Origin of the sequence: Microvirga sp. Mcv34 (assembly GCF_024519725.1) — a bacterium.
Lineage (GTDB): Bacteria > Pseudomonadota > Alphaproteobacteria > Rhizobiales > Beijerinckiaceae > Microvirga.
In genome coordinates this window covers 25,724-41,467 of sequence record NZ_JALJRK010000004.1, presented here as the reverse complement: position 1 = coordinate 41,467, position 15,744 = coordinate 25,724, and the positions used below count along the sequence as shown (strand labels likewise).

The 15,744-nt window shown below is 61.0% G+C and carries 12 protein-coding genes and 1 pseudogene; 5 read left to right on the top strand and 8 right to left on the bottom strand.

Features of this window, described 5'->3' with window-relative positions:
• Positions 1-7: 7 nt before the first annotated feature.
• Together serB and OC446_RS03710 are read left to right on the top strand one after the other, a co-directional pair.
• Positions 8-676 (top strand): annotated as a pseudogene (gene serB, locus OC446_RS03715) (phosphoserine phosphatase SerB); the annotation flags it as partial.
• Between the two features lie 105 nt (positions 677-781).
• Positions 782-4,660 (top strand): cadherin domain-containing protein, encoded by a 3,879-nt coding sequence (locus tag OC446_RS03710; RefSeq protein ID WP_262027695.1) that lies wholly within the window; start codon positions 782-784, stop codon positions 4,658-4,660.
• Positions 4,661-5,008: 348 nt separating this feature from the next.
• Here the strand turns inward: OC446_RS03710 and acs are convergent, their stop codons facing one another.
• The 7 genes from acs to OC446_RS03675 form a co-directional block, all read right to left on the bottom strand.
• Positions 5,009-6,952: an acetate--CoA ligase gene (acs, locus tag OC446_RS03705; protein ID WP_262027694.1), complete on the bottom strand. Its 1,944-nt coding sequence runs from the start codon at positions 6,950-6,952 to the stop codon at positions 5,009-5,011.
• 176 nt (positions 6,953-7,128) lie between these two features.
• Positions 7,129-8,652, bottom strand: a complete 1,524-nt coding sequence (locus tag OC446_RS03700; protein WP_262027693.1) for a DegQ family serine endoprotease — start codon at positions 8,650-8,652, stop codon at positions 7,129-7,131.
• 191 nt (positions 8,653-8,843) lie between these two features.
• The gene (locus OC446_RS03695; protein WP_009764092.1) at positions 8,844-9,035 is read right to left on the bottom strand and encodes a DUF2065 domain-containing protein; all 192 of its coding nucleotides are present in this window, start codon (positions 9,033-9,035) and stop codon (positions 8,844-8,846) included.
• Between the two features lie 7 nt (positions 9,036-9,042).
• Positions 9,043-9,978 (bottom strand): protease modulator HflC, encoded by a 936-nt coding sequence (gene hflC, locus OC446_RS03690; protein WP_262027692.1) that lies wholly within the window; start codon positions 9,976-9,978, stop codon positions 9,043-9,045.
• Complete coding sequence (hflK, locus tag OC446_RS03685; protein ID WP_262027691.1) at positions 9,975-11,120, bottom strand: FtsH protease activity modulator HflK; 1,146 nt, start codon at positions 11,118-11,120, stop codon at positions 9,975-9,977. Before hflK ends, hflC begins: the two co-directional genes overlap by 4 nt.
• Positions 11,121-11,255: 135 nt before the next feature.
• The gene (locus tag OC446_RS03680; RefSeq protein ID WP_262027690.1) at positions 11,256-11,768 is read right to left on the bottom strand and encodes a dihydrofolate reductase; all 513 of its coding nucleotides are present in this window, start codon (positions 11,766-11,768) and stop codon (positions 11,256-11,258) included.
• Entirely contained in the window at positions 11,765-12,247 is a 483-nt protein-coding gene (locus OC446_RS03675) for a GNAT family N-acetyltransferase (RefSeq protein WP_262027689.1), read from the bottom strand. Before OC446_RS03675 ends, OC446_RS03680 begins: the two co-directional genes overlap by 4 nt.
• A 454-nt stretch (positions 12,248-12,701) precedes the next feature.
• Here OC446_RS03675 and OC446_RS03670 point away from each other — a divergent pair, with 454 nt between their 5' ends.
• From OC446_RS03670 to OC446_RS03660, 3 genes are all read left to right on the top strand, one after another.
• Positions 12,702-13,106, top strand: a complete 405-nt coding sequence (locus OC446_RS03670) for a hypothetical protein (protein ID WP_262027688.1) — start codon at positions 12,702-12,704, stop codon at positions 13,104-13,106.
• Between the two features lie 539 nt (positions 13,107-13,645).
• The gene (locus OC446_RS03665) at positions 13,646-13,915 is read left to right on the top strand and encodes a hypothetical protein (RefSeq protein WP_262027687.1); all 270 of its coding nucleotides are present in this window, start codon (positions 13,646-13,648) and stop codon (positions 13,913-13,915) included.
• Positions 13,916-14,015: 100 nt separating this feature from the next.
• On the top strand, positions 14,016-14,327 hold the full coding sequence (locus tag OC446_RS03660; RefSeq protein ID WP_410055000.1) for an SWIB/MDM2 domain-containing protein: 312 nt from the start codon (positions 14,016-14,018) through the stop codon (positions 14,325-14,327).
• A gap of 243 nt (positions 14,328-14,570) precedes the next feature.
• On the opposite strand, the gene OC446_RS03655 is transcribed toward OC446_RS03660, so the two are convergent.
• Positions 14,571-15,542 carry a crotonase/enoyl-CoA hydratase family protein gene (locus OC446_RS03655; protein WP_262027686.1) on the bottom strand — a complete coding sequence of 324 codons (972 nt, stop codon included), beginning with the start codon at positions 15,540-15,542 and terminating at the stop codon, positions 14,571-14,573.
• Positions 15,543-15,744 lie beyond the last annotated feature (202 nt).

Genomic DNA, 15,744 nt, shown 5'->3' with positions numbered 1-15,744 from the left:
GCCCCCCCGCCGCAAGCGCCTGTTCCTGGCTGATATGGACTCCACCATGATCGGCCAGGAATGTATCGACGAGCTCGCCGATTACGTCGGCCTGAAGCGGGAAGTCTCCGAGATCACCGAGAGGGCCATGCGCGGCGAGATCGCCTTCGAGCCTGCCCTGCGCGAGCGCGTAGCGCTGCTCAAGAACCTGCCGGTCAACGTCGTCGACGAAATCATCGAGAAGCGCATCACCCTGACGCCCGGAGGCCGAGCCCTGGTCCGCACCATGCGGGCCAACGGCGGCTACGCCTGTCTCGTCTCGGGCGGCTTCACCCTGTTCACCGGCCCCGTGGCGGCCAAGATAGGCTTCGACGAGCATCGCTCCAATCACCTGATCCTGGATGGGGAGAAGCTGGCGGGCGAAGTCGAGGAGCCGATCCTCGGCCGCGAGGCGAAGCTCGCGACCCTGGTCGAGCTGCGGGCACGCTTCGGCCTCTCACCGCACGACACTATGGCGGTGGGTGATGGGGCCAACGACCTCGCCATGCTCGAGGAAGCCGGGCTCGGCGTCGCCTTCCACGCCAAGCCCGCCGTCGCGGCAGCCGCCCATGCCCGCATCGACCACGCGGACCTGTCGGCCCTGCTCTACGTGCAGGGCTACGGCGAGGCTGACATTAGGACAGGTCACCCTTCGTAAGTTCTTATGAGAACTAAATTTTTTCCAGCGAGGCGTTAAAAAAGCTATTGATTATAAAATGTAATAACATGAATATAGGTGCAAATTCCTCATGGAAGCTGCACCATGACAACGACAAACGGTATCTACGGCACTGATGGGAACGATGAACTCGTAGGAACGAGCGGCGTCGACAGAATCGTCGGTTACGATGGAGACGATACCCTCGATGGGGGAGGCGGCTCCGATCGTCTTAACGGCGGCAACGGTAACGACACCTATCTTTGGGACCCAGTGACCGGAGGCCGAGATGAGATGGAAGATCCTGAGGGGAACGACACCCTCCATATCAATGCGCTCGCTTCAGAATTGACATTTTCGTCGATTCAGAATGGGTCCGGCCTTAGGATTCAGTTCGGGCACACGGCCCACATCGATGTCCGCGGGTATCTCAACACCGCCGAAAGCGGTAGTGGACACATCGAAAGTATCGTCTTCGCCGATGGCACCACATGGACTCGCGAGCAGGTTCGGGCTGCTCTGACCTCTCCACTGATCCCAGCCGCGAACATGGCTCCCGAAATCCTGCGACTGGACGGAAACCGCGTCATGGAGGGGAGCGGGAGCGTTGATCCTGTTGTCGGCTGGATCCGTGCCCATGACGAGAATGGCGATCCGCTGACCTATACGCTAATCGACGACGCTGGGGGTCGCTTCCGTCTGGACGGCTACACCATCCGCGTCGACGATTGGGGCCTCATCGACTACGAAGACCAGCGCTTTCACGATATCCGCGTCCTCGTAACGGATTCCTCGGGTGCTACGGCCGAGGAGACCTTCACTCTCGAAGTCCTCGACCGCGTGATCGAGCCCACGCCACCAGCTCCACCACCGCCGGCGCCGAACCAGGATCCCTCGACGATCATTCTCGACAACCCACGCATCCGGGAAAACGCCCATCAGGGTGACATCGCCGGTATGCTGCGCGGTATCGATCCGGATGGCGACGTTGTCACCTTCACGCTCGTTAATGATGCAGGCGGGCGCTTCTATCTCGACGGCGATATCGTTCGCGTCGCTCCCAGCGCACAACTGGATTTCGAGCAATGGCAGAGCCACACCATCCGGGTGCTCGCCTCGGACGGGCGTGGCGGCCACAGGGAAGCGGACATGACGATCTTCGTCGACAACGACGTGTCGGACGATCCTGCCCCGGTGCCGACACCGCCTCCCCCGCCTCCTGGCAGTTATACCGGCAATGACCTAGCGAGCGACATCTTCCTTGGAACCGCAGCAAGCGAATCTTTCCAAGGCTTGGGTGGTGACGACGTTCTCGTCGGCAAAGGCGGAAACGACCTATTCGATGGTGGTGCAGGTAACGACGCCGCAATCGGTGGAACGTCTGACGATACCTATGTATGGCAACCCTTCGGACGCGATTACGACTATATCGGCGATGGCGGCGGATTAGCCGACGTGGTTTATGTCGGCGGGCAACTCACAGATTTCGACTTCCATCGTAGCGCAAGCAGTGGCGATCTGCGCATCCTCCATCGCCCGACAGGCGCCATTCTCGATATCGAGCAATACTTCAATACGTCGAGCCGCGGCGGTCAGATCCATGGCCACATCGAGCAATTGACCTTCGCGGATGGGAGCCTGTCGTTCGATCAGGTCGTCGCGCGACTGACGCCCATGCCGCCAAGCACAGACCGCCCCACGGACATCGTGCTCAGCCACAATGGCGTGGAGAACGATCCGGCAACGGGCGCCCTCGTTGGAACTCTCAGTACGCTCGATCCGCAAGGGAACGGCAGATTCATCTATCAGCTGATCGACGATGCCGATGGCCGCTTCGCCATACAAGGCGACCAGCTTATTGTCGCGAACGGATCACTGATCGATTACGAGACCGCTGGCTATCACTGGATTCGTGTAAGGACTACTGATTCCACCGGCCTGTCACTCATCAAGAGCTTCTCGATCTTGGTCACTGGAGGGAATACGGAAGAGCCGCCAGCTCCGTCCAACATCATATACGGCACAGAGGACAGTGACGAGATCATCGTAGAGCAGGCCAACGTCAAGGTTTATGGCCTTGGTGATGTTGACCACATAGTCGCCTTGAATGGCAACAACTCGCTCGATGGCGGCGCCGGAGATGATTATCTCGAAGGCGGCAATGGACACGATACGCTCGAGGGCGGCGCTGGCAGTGACGTCCTTTGGGGTGGCTCCGGCAACGACACGTACATCTGGGATGCTGAGCTAGGCACCTATGATTGGATCCTTGATGACGGCGGCATTGACACCTTGAAGGTCGATGGTGCAGCCGGCGAGTTTAGCTTCCAGCGAAATCATCATGATGGCAACCTTCGGATCTCCAAGGGTACAATAGCCACGGGAGCATTGCTCGACATCAGCAACTACTTCCAGAACGGCACTGCAAATGGCCATATTGAGCAGATCATCTTCTCAGACGGAACCGTCTGGGGCTATGAGGATCTCCGGCGCGCCACCAACGAATTGCCATATGATTTCACCCTTCACAACGGATCAGTCTTCGAGCATGCATCGCAAGGGGCACCTGTTGGATATTTCACGGCGATTGACCCGGAAGGGGAGATGCTGACTTACGAATTGATCGATGGGGCCGATGGCCGTTTCGGTCTTGTTACAAGCAATGGAAGCGCTACTCTCTACGTCGCTGACTCATCGCGAATTGATTTCGACACAGCTCAGTCCCACGAAATCCGAATGCGCGTGAAGGATCAGCATGGCGGAGTTGTCGAGCGAACCTTCACAATCCAAGTGCTGGAGCGGGATGACACTGAGCAACCTCCAGAGAACCCGCCCCCGCCAACCAACCATTCCCCACGCGACATTACGCTCTCGAACACGAGCATTGCGGAGAACACGGTTTCCGGTAGCCATTTTGCACGGATCGGCGCTGTCGATCCTGACGGCGATCAACTGACCTACGAAATAGTCGGGCCACATAGCGGAGCGTTCCGCATCGTCGCCAACGATCTCGTGGTCGACAATGCAGGCCTACTCGATTTCGAGACAAACCCTGTCCAGGCGATCACCATCCGTGCCAAGGATGGCCACGGCGGTATCACGGATAAGACTTTCCAGATCCATGTGACGGATGTGGACGAGTCCGAGGATCCGCCTCCACCGGCGAACCATGCGCCGACGCATATCGAGCTAACCGATTACAGTGTTCCGGAGAATACCGAAGCCGGAACCGTCGTTTCGCTCCTGCGCGGGCATGACCCGGATGGCGATGTCCTAACTTACAGCCTCGTGACGCCGAGCACGGCCTTCGCGATCGACGGCGATGAGCTGATCGTGGCGGATGCAGGCGCGCTCGATTATGAAACCACTGCGTTCCATACTCTCGTGATCCGTGCCACGGACTCACACGGTGCTTTCATAGATCAGGCTGTCACGATTAGGATCGAGGACGAGGTTGACGAGACCCTGCCCGGCTCCGATGAGAACGATACCCTTACGGGCGGCACAGGGAACGATTACCTGTCCGGCCTTGGCGGCAACGACCAGGTCGCAGGAGGAACAGGCCACGACACGCTCGATGGAGGCACCGGCAATGACCGCCTTTTCGGCGGCTCGGGGAACGATGTTCTAATCGGCGGCGCTGGCAAGGACACGCTCACGGGCGGCGCCGGCAAGGACGCCTTCGTTTTCTCGACGACGATCGGCAACGGTCAGGTCGATCGCATCACCGACTTCTCGGTGCGCGACGATACGATCCATCTGTCGAAGACGATCTTCAAGAAAGCGGGCAAGCTCGGCGTTCTAAAAGCCGACGCCTTTGTCATTGCTGACCAGGCGCAAGATGCGGAGGACCGCATTATCTACAACAGGGCGAACGGAAAGATCTTCTACGATGCCGATGGGACCGGGGTGAAGGGAGCGGTGCACATCGCAACCATTGGAACCAACCTCAACCTGACCAATCGGGACTTTCTGATCGTCTGATGGGAACTTTTATCCGGACAAGAGAGAGCCCGCAGGCTCTCTCATTGTTTTATCCCGTCTGATCCGCAGAGTCAGCGAAGCGGAAGGCACCCATCGCGTTGTGCATGTGAGTGGCTTCTTCCCGTCGCCTGCGACTCTTCGGAGGTTCGAGGCCTGCATCCGTGTGTAATGCGCCGGCCATCCCCGATCAAATCCCACAACATCGTGGATGCTCCAAATATCGGTATTCGGGTGTTATCTGTGCGGAAATAGGATGGGCCTACCCTGAACCCAAGCCTTAGTAGAAAATCTCGGTACACGCATCTGCAGGCTCTTTTCGCCAGCCTCTAGATCCATAGGATGCGCTTATTATTTATTTTGCAGTTGTACCCGGCGGACGATCTCGGCCACCACCGTCGGATCGGCGACCGTTGAGGTATCGCCGTGGTTCTCGTAGTCGCCGGCGGCGATGCGGGTGAGGATGCGGCGCAGGATCTTGCCTGAGCGGTTCTTGGGCAGTTGCGGCGCCCATTCGATCCGGTCCGGCGTCGCGATCGGCCCGATCCGGGTGCGCACCGCCTGGATCAGGTCGCGGCGCAGATCGTCGCTCTCCGCGATGCCCTCCTTGAGCGTCACAAAAGCGAAGATGCCCTGCCCTTTGATCTCATGCGGCATGCCCACCACGGCGGCCTCTGCCACCGAGGGGTGCGAGGCCAGGGCGGACTCGACCTCCACGGTGCCGAGCCGGTGGCCCGACACATTGATCACGTCGTCCAGGCGCCCGGTGATCCAGTAATCCCCATCCGCATCCCGCTGGGCACCGTCGCCGGTGAAATAATAGCCCGGGAAAGTGCTGAAATAGGTTTTCAGGAAACGCTCCCGATCGCCGAGGATGGTGCGGGCCTGTCCCGGCCAGGAATCGGCGAAGCACAGGTTGCCCGCTCCCTCGCCATCGACGACGGTGCCGTCGCGGCTGAGCAACGCGGGGCGCACGCCGAAGAAGGGCTTTGTGGCCGAGCCCGGCTTCAGGTCCGTGGCGCCGGGCAGCGGGCACAGGAGAACGGCTCCGGTCTCCGTCTGCCAATAGGTATCGACGATCGGGCAACGCCCTCCTCCGACGACCTCGTGGTACCAGAGCCAAGCCTCCGGGTTGATCGGTTCGCCCACGGAGCCCAGAACGCGCAGGGACGACAGGTCGTGCCGGCGCACCGGCCCCTCGCCGTCGCGCATTAGCGAGCGGATGGCGGTCGGCGCGGTGTAGAAGATATTGACCTTGTAGGTTTCGACGATCTGCCACCAGCGCGAGGAATCCGGCCAAGTGGGAACGCCCTCAAACAGCACGATGGTGGCCCCGTTCGCGAGAGGGCCATAGATCAGGTAGGTATGCGCCGTCACCCAGCCCACATCCGCCGTGCAGAAATGGATGTCGCCCGGGTGATAATCGAACATCGCCCGAAAGCTCGCGGCCGCATGGACGAGATAGCCGCCGGTGGTGTGGAGCATGCCCTTCGGCTTGCCGGTCGAGCCCGAGGTGTAGAGCACGAAGAGCGGATCCTCGGCGCCAACCGTGACGGGAGCACTTACGTCCGACACCTCGGCCAGGGCCTCGTCGTACCAGCGGTCGCGGCCTGCCGTCATGGGGACGTCCCGGCCTGTGCGGCGCACCACGAGCACATGCTCGACGAAGGGCAGGCTTTGGAGGGCCGCATCTGCGTTCTTCTTGAGCGGCACAGGCTTGCCCGCGCGCAGGCCCTCGTCGGCCGTGATCAGCACCCGCGACCGGCAATCCTCGATCCGCCCGGCCAGGGCCTCAGCCGAAAAGCCGCTGAAGACCACGGAGTGCACGGCGCCGATCCGGGCACAGGCCAGCATGGCCGCGATGGCCTCCGGCACCACGGGAAGGTAGACGCTGACGAAGTCACCCTTCTTGACCCCAAGCTTCGTCAGGGTATTGGCGAGGCGAGAGACCTCCTGCTGAAGGTCCTTCCAGGTCACCCTTCGCGTCTCGCCCGGCGTGTCGCCCTCCCACAGGATTGCTGCATCATCGCCCCGGTCGCGGGCATGGCGGTCCAGGCAGTTGAAGGATGCGTTCAAGGTGCCGTCGGAGAACCACTCGATGGTCACGTCATCGGGTGAATAGCGGGTGTTCTTAACCGTAGTGGAGGGCTTCACCCAATCGAGGATCCCGGCCTGCTCGCGCCAAAAACCTTCCGGATCATCGATGGAGCGCCGGTACAGATTTTGATAGGCCTGCCGATCCACATGGGCTGTCGATGCCAGGGCCGCCGGAACGGGGAAAATGTGCTGGGTCATGATGCTCTGATCTTACGGACGAGGCCCGCCGGAGCCTCGGTTCATGGAGGATGCAGGTCATCAATCCCCCGGATCAGGCTTTTATGTCAATCGTTTTGTTCGTAATAAAGAACGCGACGGATAAATGAAAAAGGACGGCCCGAAGGGACCGCCCTCTGCTGGATCGTACGAGAGGCTTATTCGATCGAAAGGGCGACGAACCGGACCTCGCCCTGGGCATTCGCCACCAGGAGCAGGGCGGACTTGCGGCCCTGCGCTTTCAAGTCGTCGATCTTCTTGGTCACGTCGGCCGGGCTCGTCACCGGCTCCTGGTTGACCTCGACGATCACCTCGCCGGCCTGGATCCGCTTATCCGAGGCGTTCGAGTTCGGATCGACCCGGGTAATGACCACGCCCTTCAGGTCGTCCTTGAGACTGAAGCGCCGGCGCAGCTCGTCCGTCATTCCGGACATGTTCAGGCCGAGGGCCTGGCGGGTCGCAGTCGGCGGCTCGGTCGAAGGCTGCTGTAGGCTCGCCTGTTTCTCGGTGTCCTCAAGGCGGCCCAGAGTGACCTGCTTGGTCATCTCCTGACCCTTGCGGACGATGGCCACGTCGACGGCCTTCCCGACCGGGGTCGAGGCCACGATGCGCGGCAGGTCGCGGGAATCCTTGACCTCCTTGCCGTCGAAGCGAACGATCACGTCGCCGACTTCGAGACCGGCTGGCTTGGCGGGGCCCTTGTCGTCGATGCCGGCGATCAAGGCGCCGCGCGCGGCGCCGAGGCTCAGAGCCTCGGCGGTGGCGTCATCCACGTTCTGGATGCGCACGCCGAGCCAGCCGCGGCGGGTTTCGCCGAACTGGCGCAGCTGATCGATGACCGGAACGGCCGTGGAGGCGGGAACCGCGAAGCCGATGCCGACCGAGCCGCCCGTGGGCGACAGGATGGCCGTGTTGATGCCGATGACCTCGCCGTTCATGTTGAACAGGGGACCGCCGGAATTACCCTTGTTGATGGAGGCGTCGGTCTGGATGTAGTTGTCGTAGGGACCGGACTCGATGTTGCGGCCGCGGGCCGAGACAATACCGGCCGTCACCGAGCCGCCGAGGCCGAAGGGATTACCGATCGCCATCACCCAGTCACCGGGGCGGATGGACTCGGAATCGCCGAACTTCACCGCCTTGAGCGGCTTGTCGGACTTCACCTTCAGGACGGCCAAGTCCACCTTGGAATCCTTGCCGACGATCTCGGCCTTCAGGCGCGTGCCGTCCGGGAAGATCACGCTAATGTCGTTGGCGTCGCCGATCACGTGGTTGTTCGTTACCACGATGCCCGAGGGATCGATCACGAAGCCGGAGCCGAGAGAGTTGGAGCTGCGCGGCCGCGAGGGCGCGCTGTCGCCGCCTCCACCGCCGCCTTGGCCGCGACGGTTGAAGAATTCCTCGAAGAGATCCTCGAACGGAGTGCCCGGCGGCAGCTGTGGCAAGGTTCGGTTGCGGGTCTCGACGGTGGTCGAGGCCGAGATATTGACCACGGCCGGCGTGACCTCCGCGGCCAGATCGGCAAAGGACTCGGGCGTGGAACGGGCAAGGACGGGCAGCGGCACGGCGGCCGTTGCGACGATTGTGAAGACCGCGAAGCATGACGCGGCCAGCCGGCGGCGCAGGGGACGCTGGGGCAGCGCCGTCTTGGAAGGCTCCAGCGCATTCGTGGCTGTGTTCATCGAAAACCTCTCTCGGAGAATACGCATATAGATTGGTATCTGGCCCCGCCATTCAAGCGGATATTGCGGCGGAAGCTTGGCGGAGCGTACCGGGCCCAAAAGCGGTCGCGCGCTTTCGGTATCCAAGTCGATACCCCACGCCTTGAAGAGCGTCTCATTCGGGCGGGCCCTGAGGTCCGCAGAATGCGTTTTCAACTGAAGTGCCGTACCAGCCAGATCACGCCGACGCCGATCAACGCGGAGATGATCCCGACGATCCGCATCTGGTCGCTCGGGCTGTGGGCCGCCTCGTACATGGCCCGGCGCATGCCGTCTGGGAAGGCGGCAAACAAAATGCCCTCGACCGCGAGAGCGAGGCCGAGGGCTGCAATCAAATCCAACATCAGGCGCTTATTGGGCTGGGGCCGGTTGGGCCGGCGCTGGAGCTGGTTGGGAGGTGGCGCCTCTGCCATTCCCACGCCCGGTCGGGTCGTTGAAATAGCGGAAGAAATCCGAATCCGGGCTCAACACGAGGCGGGTTTCGCTTCCTTTGAGACCGGCCTCGTAAGCCTGCATCGAGCGATAGAAGGCGAAGAATTCCGGATCCTGCCCGAAGGCCTCGGCCAGAATGCGGTTCCGGTCCGCATCGCCCTGACCGCGCAGTTCCTCGGCCCGCTGATTGGCCTCGGCCCGGATGATCGTGGCCTCGCGCTCGGCGCGGGCCCGGATGGTCTGGGCCTGCTGCTGGCCGTTGGCGCGCAGATCCGCCGCCTCGCGCTCACGCTCGGTTCGCATGCGTTGGTAGACCGCCTGGCTGTTTGCCGCAGGCAGGTCGACCCGGGTGAGGCGCACGTCGATCATCTCGATGCCCAGGCTCGCCGCCTGCCGGTTCACGTCGGCCTGGATGCGGTTCATCAGGTCCGCACGCTCGGTACGGACGATGGCATCGCGGGAGGCGCTCGCCAGCGTGTTACGCATGACCGAGTTGGTGAAGCTCTGCAGGCGCTGGTTTGCCAAAGCGATGTTGCCGACCGCCTGGTAGAAGCGCAGCGGATCGACGATCCGATAGCGGGTGAAGGCATCGACCTCCAGGTTCTGCCGGTCGGCCGACAGAAGGGTCTGGACCGGCAGGTCGAGGTCAAGCACGCGCTTCTCGAAATAGGTCACGGCGTCGACCAGCGGCATCTTGAACTTCAGGCCGGGCTCCGAGATGGCGGATTGCACGGCACCGAAGCGAAGCACCAGGGCATACTGGGTCTGCTGGACGATGAAGACCGAGCTGTAGAGCACGATCGCGACCAGGGCCACGAGGACCAGGAGGCCCGTGCGAAGAGTCGAACCGTTCATCGTGTAGCTCCCTGCGGGTTCGCGGCATTGCCCTGCGGCTGCGGGCGCTGGGTCTGCTGGGTGAGAGGCAGGAAGGGCACGACGCCCTGGCCGTTCTGGTCGACGATGATCTTGTCGACACCGCCGTAGACGCGCTCCATGGTCTCGAGGAAGATGCGCTCGCGGCTGATGGCCGGAGCCTTGCGGTACTCCTCATAAACCTGGCGGAAGCGGGCCGCCTGACCGGTGGCGTCGGCGACCGACTGCTCCCGATAGGCCTCGGCCTGCTGCACCGTGCGGGCCGCCTCGCCTCGGGCTTCGGGAACCACGCGGCTGGCGAAGGCGCCGGCCTCATTCTGGACGCGGACCGCATCCTGCTGGGCGGCGTTCACGTCGAAGAAGGCTTGGCGGACATCCGCCGGTGGCTGGGCCGCCTGGAGCTGGACCACGTTGATCAGGACGCCGGCGCCGTAGGCGTCCAGGGCCTGCTGCATGATCTGGCGCACTTCCTGGGCGATGCTGGCCTGTTCGGTGGTCAGGATGGCCTGGATGTTGCGGCGGCCGATCACCTCGCGCATGGCGCTTTCGGCCACGGACTTGATGGTGCCCTCGGGGTTCTGGAGATTAAAGACGTAATCCTGCGGACGGGCGGGATTGATCTGCCAGACCGCATCGAAGTCGATGTCGACGATGTTCTCGTCGGCGGTCAGCATGAGGCTTTCCTCGAGCACGTCGCGGGCGCGCCCCTGCCCCGTCGGGGTGGAACGATAGCCGACCTCGACCCGTTGCTGAGCCGTGACGTTGGGCTTCATCACCCGGCCGATGGGGTAAGGCAGGTTATAGCGAAGACCCTCGCCGGAGGTCCCGGTGTATTTACCGAAGATCATGTTGATGCCGACCTCATTGGGCCGCACCGTATAGAATCCGGTCAGAAGCCAGACGGCGATGACGCCGAGGACGAGGATGATGAGCCCTCTGCCTCCCATGGAGCCGCCTGGAATGAAATCCTTCAGGCGATCCTGGCTGCGGCGCAGGATATCTTCAAGGTCGGGGGGATTTCCGTTGCCCTGCGGGCCGCCGGAGCCCCAAGGGCTCTTGCCGCCTCCCGATCCGCCACGCTGACCCCAGGGGCCACCGCCGCCGCTTTGGTTACTCCAAGGCATTAGACGCCGTTCCTCGCTTTTTCATGATCGGCCTGGAAGGCCGTTGAGAGATCAGACGGTTGTGGGTGCTGCCTCTTCCGCCTGTCAAGCCTGCGACTTGGGGATTGTGCGAGCCTTCGTCAACCTTGGACAAGGTCAGGGGTGCCTTTCGAGGTCAATAAAGGTAAACGGATGCTCGTCATCGGGCCCTTTGGGATGATCCTCGCGCTTCGTTTCACGAAACCGTGACCGGTCGAAATCAGGAAAGACGGCATCCCCCTCGGGGGCAACCTGAACCTTCGTCATAAAGATGCTTTGGACATGCGGCAGCGCCAGGGCATAGATTTCCGCCCCCCCTGCTACGGCCACGGAATCGGTCCCCATCCGGCCAGCGAGTTCCTCGCCCTTGGCGACCGCCTCGTCCCAGGTATGGACCACATGCACGCCCTCGGCCGCGAAGCCGGCATCGCGGGTCAGCACGATCGTCTCCCGGCCCGGCAGGGGCTTGCCAATGGACTGGAAGGTCTTTCGGCCCATGATCATCGGCTTGCCCATGGTCAGCCTGCGGAAGCGCCCGAGATCGGTCTTGATGCGCCAGAGCAGTTGGTTGTCACGCCCGATGACGCCGTTCTCGGCAACCGCGACGACGAGGATGAGAGGTAGGGTCATGTTTCCTCCGCCAAGCGCCTCAGGGCGTCCCCGGTCATCCGCTGCACCGTCCATTCGTCCATCGGGATGGCTCCGATGGAGCGGTAGACACCCAGGGCCGGCTCGTTCCAGTCAAGGACCCACCATTCGAAACGAGTCAGACCCTCGTCGACACAGCGGCGGGCGAGATGCTTCAGCAGGGCCTTGCCGATCCCCCTGGAGCGGAAGGCAGGCGTGACGAAGAGATCCTCCAGGTAGATCCCATGGCGCCCGCAAAAGGTCGAGAAGTTGTAGAACCACAGGGCAAAGCCGACGGGTTCACCGTTCCATTCGGCAATATCGGCGAAGACCCGCGGGTTCTCGCCGAAAAGCGCCTTCGCGATATCGCCCTCGGTGGCATCGACCTCATGGGCCAGCCGTTCGTACTCGGCGAGTTCGCGGATGAAGGTGAAGACGACCGAAGCGTCGCGTTCTTCGGCTTTGCGGATGACGAGGCTCATGGGACTGTTGTGTCGGATGTCAGCTTTGCTGTCGAGCCTGTTCAGGCTCGTCCCCGGACCTCTTCCTCCATTATGTTTGGGCAACTCCCCGAATTAATCTACTACAGGTTGCAAGTGCCGGCTGATTGCCGTAAGTGTCACTATGATCCTGTGTCCGCCCGGCACGAGCCAGCTCCTGCATCAACTCATTGCCACGTCAAGCGGAGCTCACTATGGTCGAGGGCGCGGCGCACGGCGATTTCTTTCTCGCGTAGATCATGTAAACGTCCGGGACCAGTCTGCCTCAGCCGACGCTTTAGGTGGAGGTTCAGATAATACCTCAGAATCGGGAGGCTGCTGTGGCCAGCAGCTTCGGACGCCCTCAACAAGACTGTCTCACGGCTGGCGTTGAAGCCGTGCTTATCGATTTCCTCATCGAGAGCCTGCTCGACAATGCGGGACAGCAAGTGGCCTCATGATCGGCCTGTCCGCGATCACTGCGCCCTGGAACACGCTCCTGCTCTATGCGACCTCTAGAGCCATCTCAAGGTGTAGAAATTGCGGGAGCTGCCGTTGTGGTCCGAGGCCCCCGTCTCGTGTAGTCCCCGAATGGCATCGCACCATCGTCCGGATCCGAAAGGAAGTCCGCGAAAGCGCAGAAGGCACGGATCGGCAGATTCTGTCCCGGCTGCTGTCCTTGATTGTCGCGTCGGCACCAGAGCGCATTTCCGCTAAGGACGCCGAACTCATGAGTTGCGCAACGGATGCCGTCGTCCTGATCAGCAAGGCAATCGAGCTGGACTTGGAAGGCAAGCCTGTGCAGTTCATTAGAACCAAATTTCTGGCGGATCGGGTGGAGCTGGTGATGCTACAGAACTGATCATCGAAAGATTTTCCAGTTGAATCAATGTCTGCACCGAACCGTCGAGAACCATCTTTGGCCAGCGATCGAATTCTATTGGTGCCACTAGGTGAGTGCGGCAGCTGGGCTCTCAACCGCTATCAAAAGTCCGCTTTGACGAGGTGAGCAGTCCTGAGAGTTAAGTCCGGAACGTGCCAGTTTCGGACCTTCCTGACCCGCCTCAGGGAATCTCAACTACGTGTTCGCCTTGTCAGACGCCCTCATCTCCGATGAAATATGACCTAGCGGTGCCGATACACGCGCCAGGGCACAGGTTGAAGCATTTGCCGCAGGGGCTCTCCAGGAAGCCAGCCATTCGAACTACCCGTCCGCTTCGAGCACCGAACAGTACTACCAAATCGGCATCTGGAAGCTGCCAATCTGGTAGCAGCGTCGTCATCTCGCATCAGCTTAGGTCGGACCTTTATGGTTAAGACGGGGTTAACCTGTTCCTATGAAATTGAACCGTGTCGCGGCGTAGCATAGCTGGCTGTGCCGCGCTTTAAGGAAGTGGATTGATGACAGAGAGCCCCGACCGAGAGGACGATCAGCCTGAACCCAATGCTAAACCCAGCACGCCGCAGCTCGATCGACTGGAGAAGCTGGCCAACGCTGCTGCGACCGCGGCCCAGGCGAAGCAATGGCGCTCCCGCAAGAACGGCATTGATCAACAGGAAGCATCGTCTGACGTCCGTAATCTCAGTGACGACGCAGAAGCCAGAGCCCGCGCCGAGGAAGCGATGCGACAGATGATGGCCAAGCCAACAGGCAAACGTCGTGGCTGGTGACGATCAAACGTTTCAATGGAAATTTTCATTCTCTCATTTGGACGCTTAGAGCGGAGTTGAGGAAGTGTTCAGGCCCTTCTGGTGATTGTCCCGCCCTTGGCTGCTATACGTGCCAGCGAGGCACAGTTTAGAATCTTCAACGACCGAAGCCAAAGCAGCCAAGAAGCCGAACCCCGCTTTGGCGAAGCCGCTACGACCGTTCAGTGAGCTTGCGGCCGTTGTCGGCTCATCTCCCGTGCCCCGCACGGAAGTAGTGGGCAAGGTGTGGGAGTACATCAAAGCGAACAACCTTCAGAGCCCTACGAACAAGCGCGAGATCCTGGCCGATGACAAGCTCCGGCCGGTCTTCGGCGGCAAGAACAAGGTCAGCATGTTCGAGATGAACAAGCACTTCGCGCAGCATCTGTCCTGAGGAGTATGGCAGGCCAGACGTCGTGCCTGCGTACGAATCGTTAAGCTTGGCCGTTCAAAGGTGCCTGGAACGGGCGCGTTGTGTATCAGCCCTACCAATCTCCATAGCCTGAGCGCGTGGAGTTCCCCCTGGCCGAGAGCCCTTACTCTGGGGATGCCCCCCCTGCTCAAGTAATGTCGGCCGCTGCCCGCGCATGTCCTGCCATAGACGGACCGCTGATCGCCATGACGTCCAAGCTGCCGTCTATTCAGGTTTGTCTAGACGTCGCTCTTGCGCGGTCACAAGCCGCATCATCTTGCGTAGATCCTGCTCGTCGAGATTCATGGCGGCCTCGATCCAGATGTCAACAATGTCCCTCAGTTCTTCATAAGTGACCGGGTCGATCCGCCTCCTCGAGCGGTAGATCGCCCTGTGCGCATTTTGCTTGCGCCGATTGCGGGCGATGTAGTCTCTGACTGCATTCTCCCCCTGGCCATCCTCGGCAAGCACATCGACGACGCCAAGCTGATGCAATTCCTCGGCGGTATAGACCTTCCCGCTCATGATCATCCTCTCGGCCGCTGTCCTTCCAATCTTCCGCGAGAGGAAGCTGTAGGCGCCCATGCCTGGGAACAGGTTGAACAGCACCTCGGGCAGGCCCATCTTCGCACTTTTCTCTGCGACGAGCACATCAAAGGACAGGGCGCATTCGAACCCACCACCCAACGCATCGCCCTGTACGAGTGCGATCGTGATAAGGGGCGTACGGAACGCCACCGAATTTCCGTACACCACATCAATGCAGGCATAGGCGTATTCCCGCAAGCCTTCAGAATCCCTGCGCTGAATGCAATCCGCGAAATACGCCAAGTTTCCGCCGAAGTTGTACACGCCTGGCGTCTGGGAGCCGCCAACAAAGTATTCGAGGTGTTGATGCTGCTCGCGGTTTCCCTCCTCCATGATTGCCCGCACGGATTCCTGCACGCACATCATGTCCTGCAGAAGCTCCATCGTGATCACCGGTTGCCGGCTCGGACGCATGGCGGCCCAGTAGATCTTCTGATCGAAGTCAAGTCTCACGTCGATATGCGGCAGCAGGAGGTTGGTCGGGCTGGACTGGTTCAGCTCGACCACGGGCTTCGGTGCGGGATCGGAAGGCGTCGGGATATCCCGATCTATAAAGAACTGCTCGTCGTTAAAGGAACGGCCGTCGATTTTGGCCAGCGGGGATGACATCCTGTTCTCCATCATAGAGAATTTTAACGCAGCGAGCTTCATCCCGCTGCCGAGCGGCACCCCTTGAGGAGGCGACATTCCTTAAGGATAATGATGTCCTAACAGCGGCGTTGATAGCCCCTAGGAAGATTTGTCTTCACGCGTGGTTAACATCAGCATGTAGTGGTCAGGATAAAAAGTTTCATTATTGCAATGTCAAAGT

Bases quoted from the DNA above. Each gene is read 5' to 3' on its own strand.
- OC446_RS03710 (WP_262027695.1), top strand. From the start codon at position 782: ATGACAACGACAAACGGTATCTACGGCACTGATGGGAACGATGAACTC.
- acs (WP_262027694.1), bottom strand. From the start codon at position 6,952: ATGACCCAGCACATTTTCCCCGTTCCGGCGGCCCTGGCATCGACAGCC.
- OC446_RS03700 (WP_262027693.1), bottom strand. From the start codon at position 8,652: ATGAACACAGCCACGAATGCGCTGGAGCCTTCCAAGACGGCGCTGCCC.
- OC446_RS03695 (WP_009764092.1), bottom strand. From the start codon at position 9,035: ATGTTGGATTTGATTGCAGCCCTCGGCCTCGCTCTCGCGGTCGAGGGC.
- hflC (WP_262027692.1), bottom strand. From the start codon at position 9,978: ATGAACGGTTCGACTCTTCGCACGGGCCTCCTGGTCCTCGTGGCCCTG.
- hflK (WP_262027691.1), bottom strand. From the start codon at position 11,120: ATGCCTTGGAGTAACCAAAGCGGCGGCGGTGGCCCCTGGGGTCAGCGT.
- OC446_RS03680 (WP_262027690.1), bottom strand. From the start codon at position 11,768: ATGACCCTACCTCTCATCCTCGTCGTCGCGGTTGCCGAGAACGGCGTC.
- OC446_RS03675 (WP_262027689.1), bottom strand. From the start codon at position 12,247: ATGAGCCTCGTCATCCGCAAAGCCGAAGAACGCGACGCTTCGGTCGTC.
- OC446_RS03670 (WP_262027688.1), top strand. From the start codon at position 12,702: ATGATCGGCCTGTCCGCGATCACTGCGCCCTGGAACACGCTCCTGCTC.
- OC446_RS03665 (WP_262027687.1), top strand. From the start codon at position 13,646: ATGACAGAGAGCCCCGACCGAGAGGACGATCAGCCTGAACCCAATGCT.
- OC446_RS03655 (WP_262027686.1), bottom strand. From the start codon at position 15,542: ATGTCATCCCCGCTGGCCAAAATCGACGGCCGTTCCTTTAACGACGAG.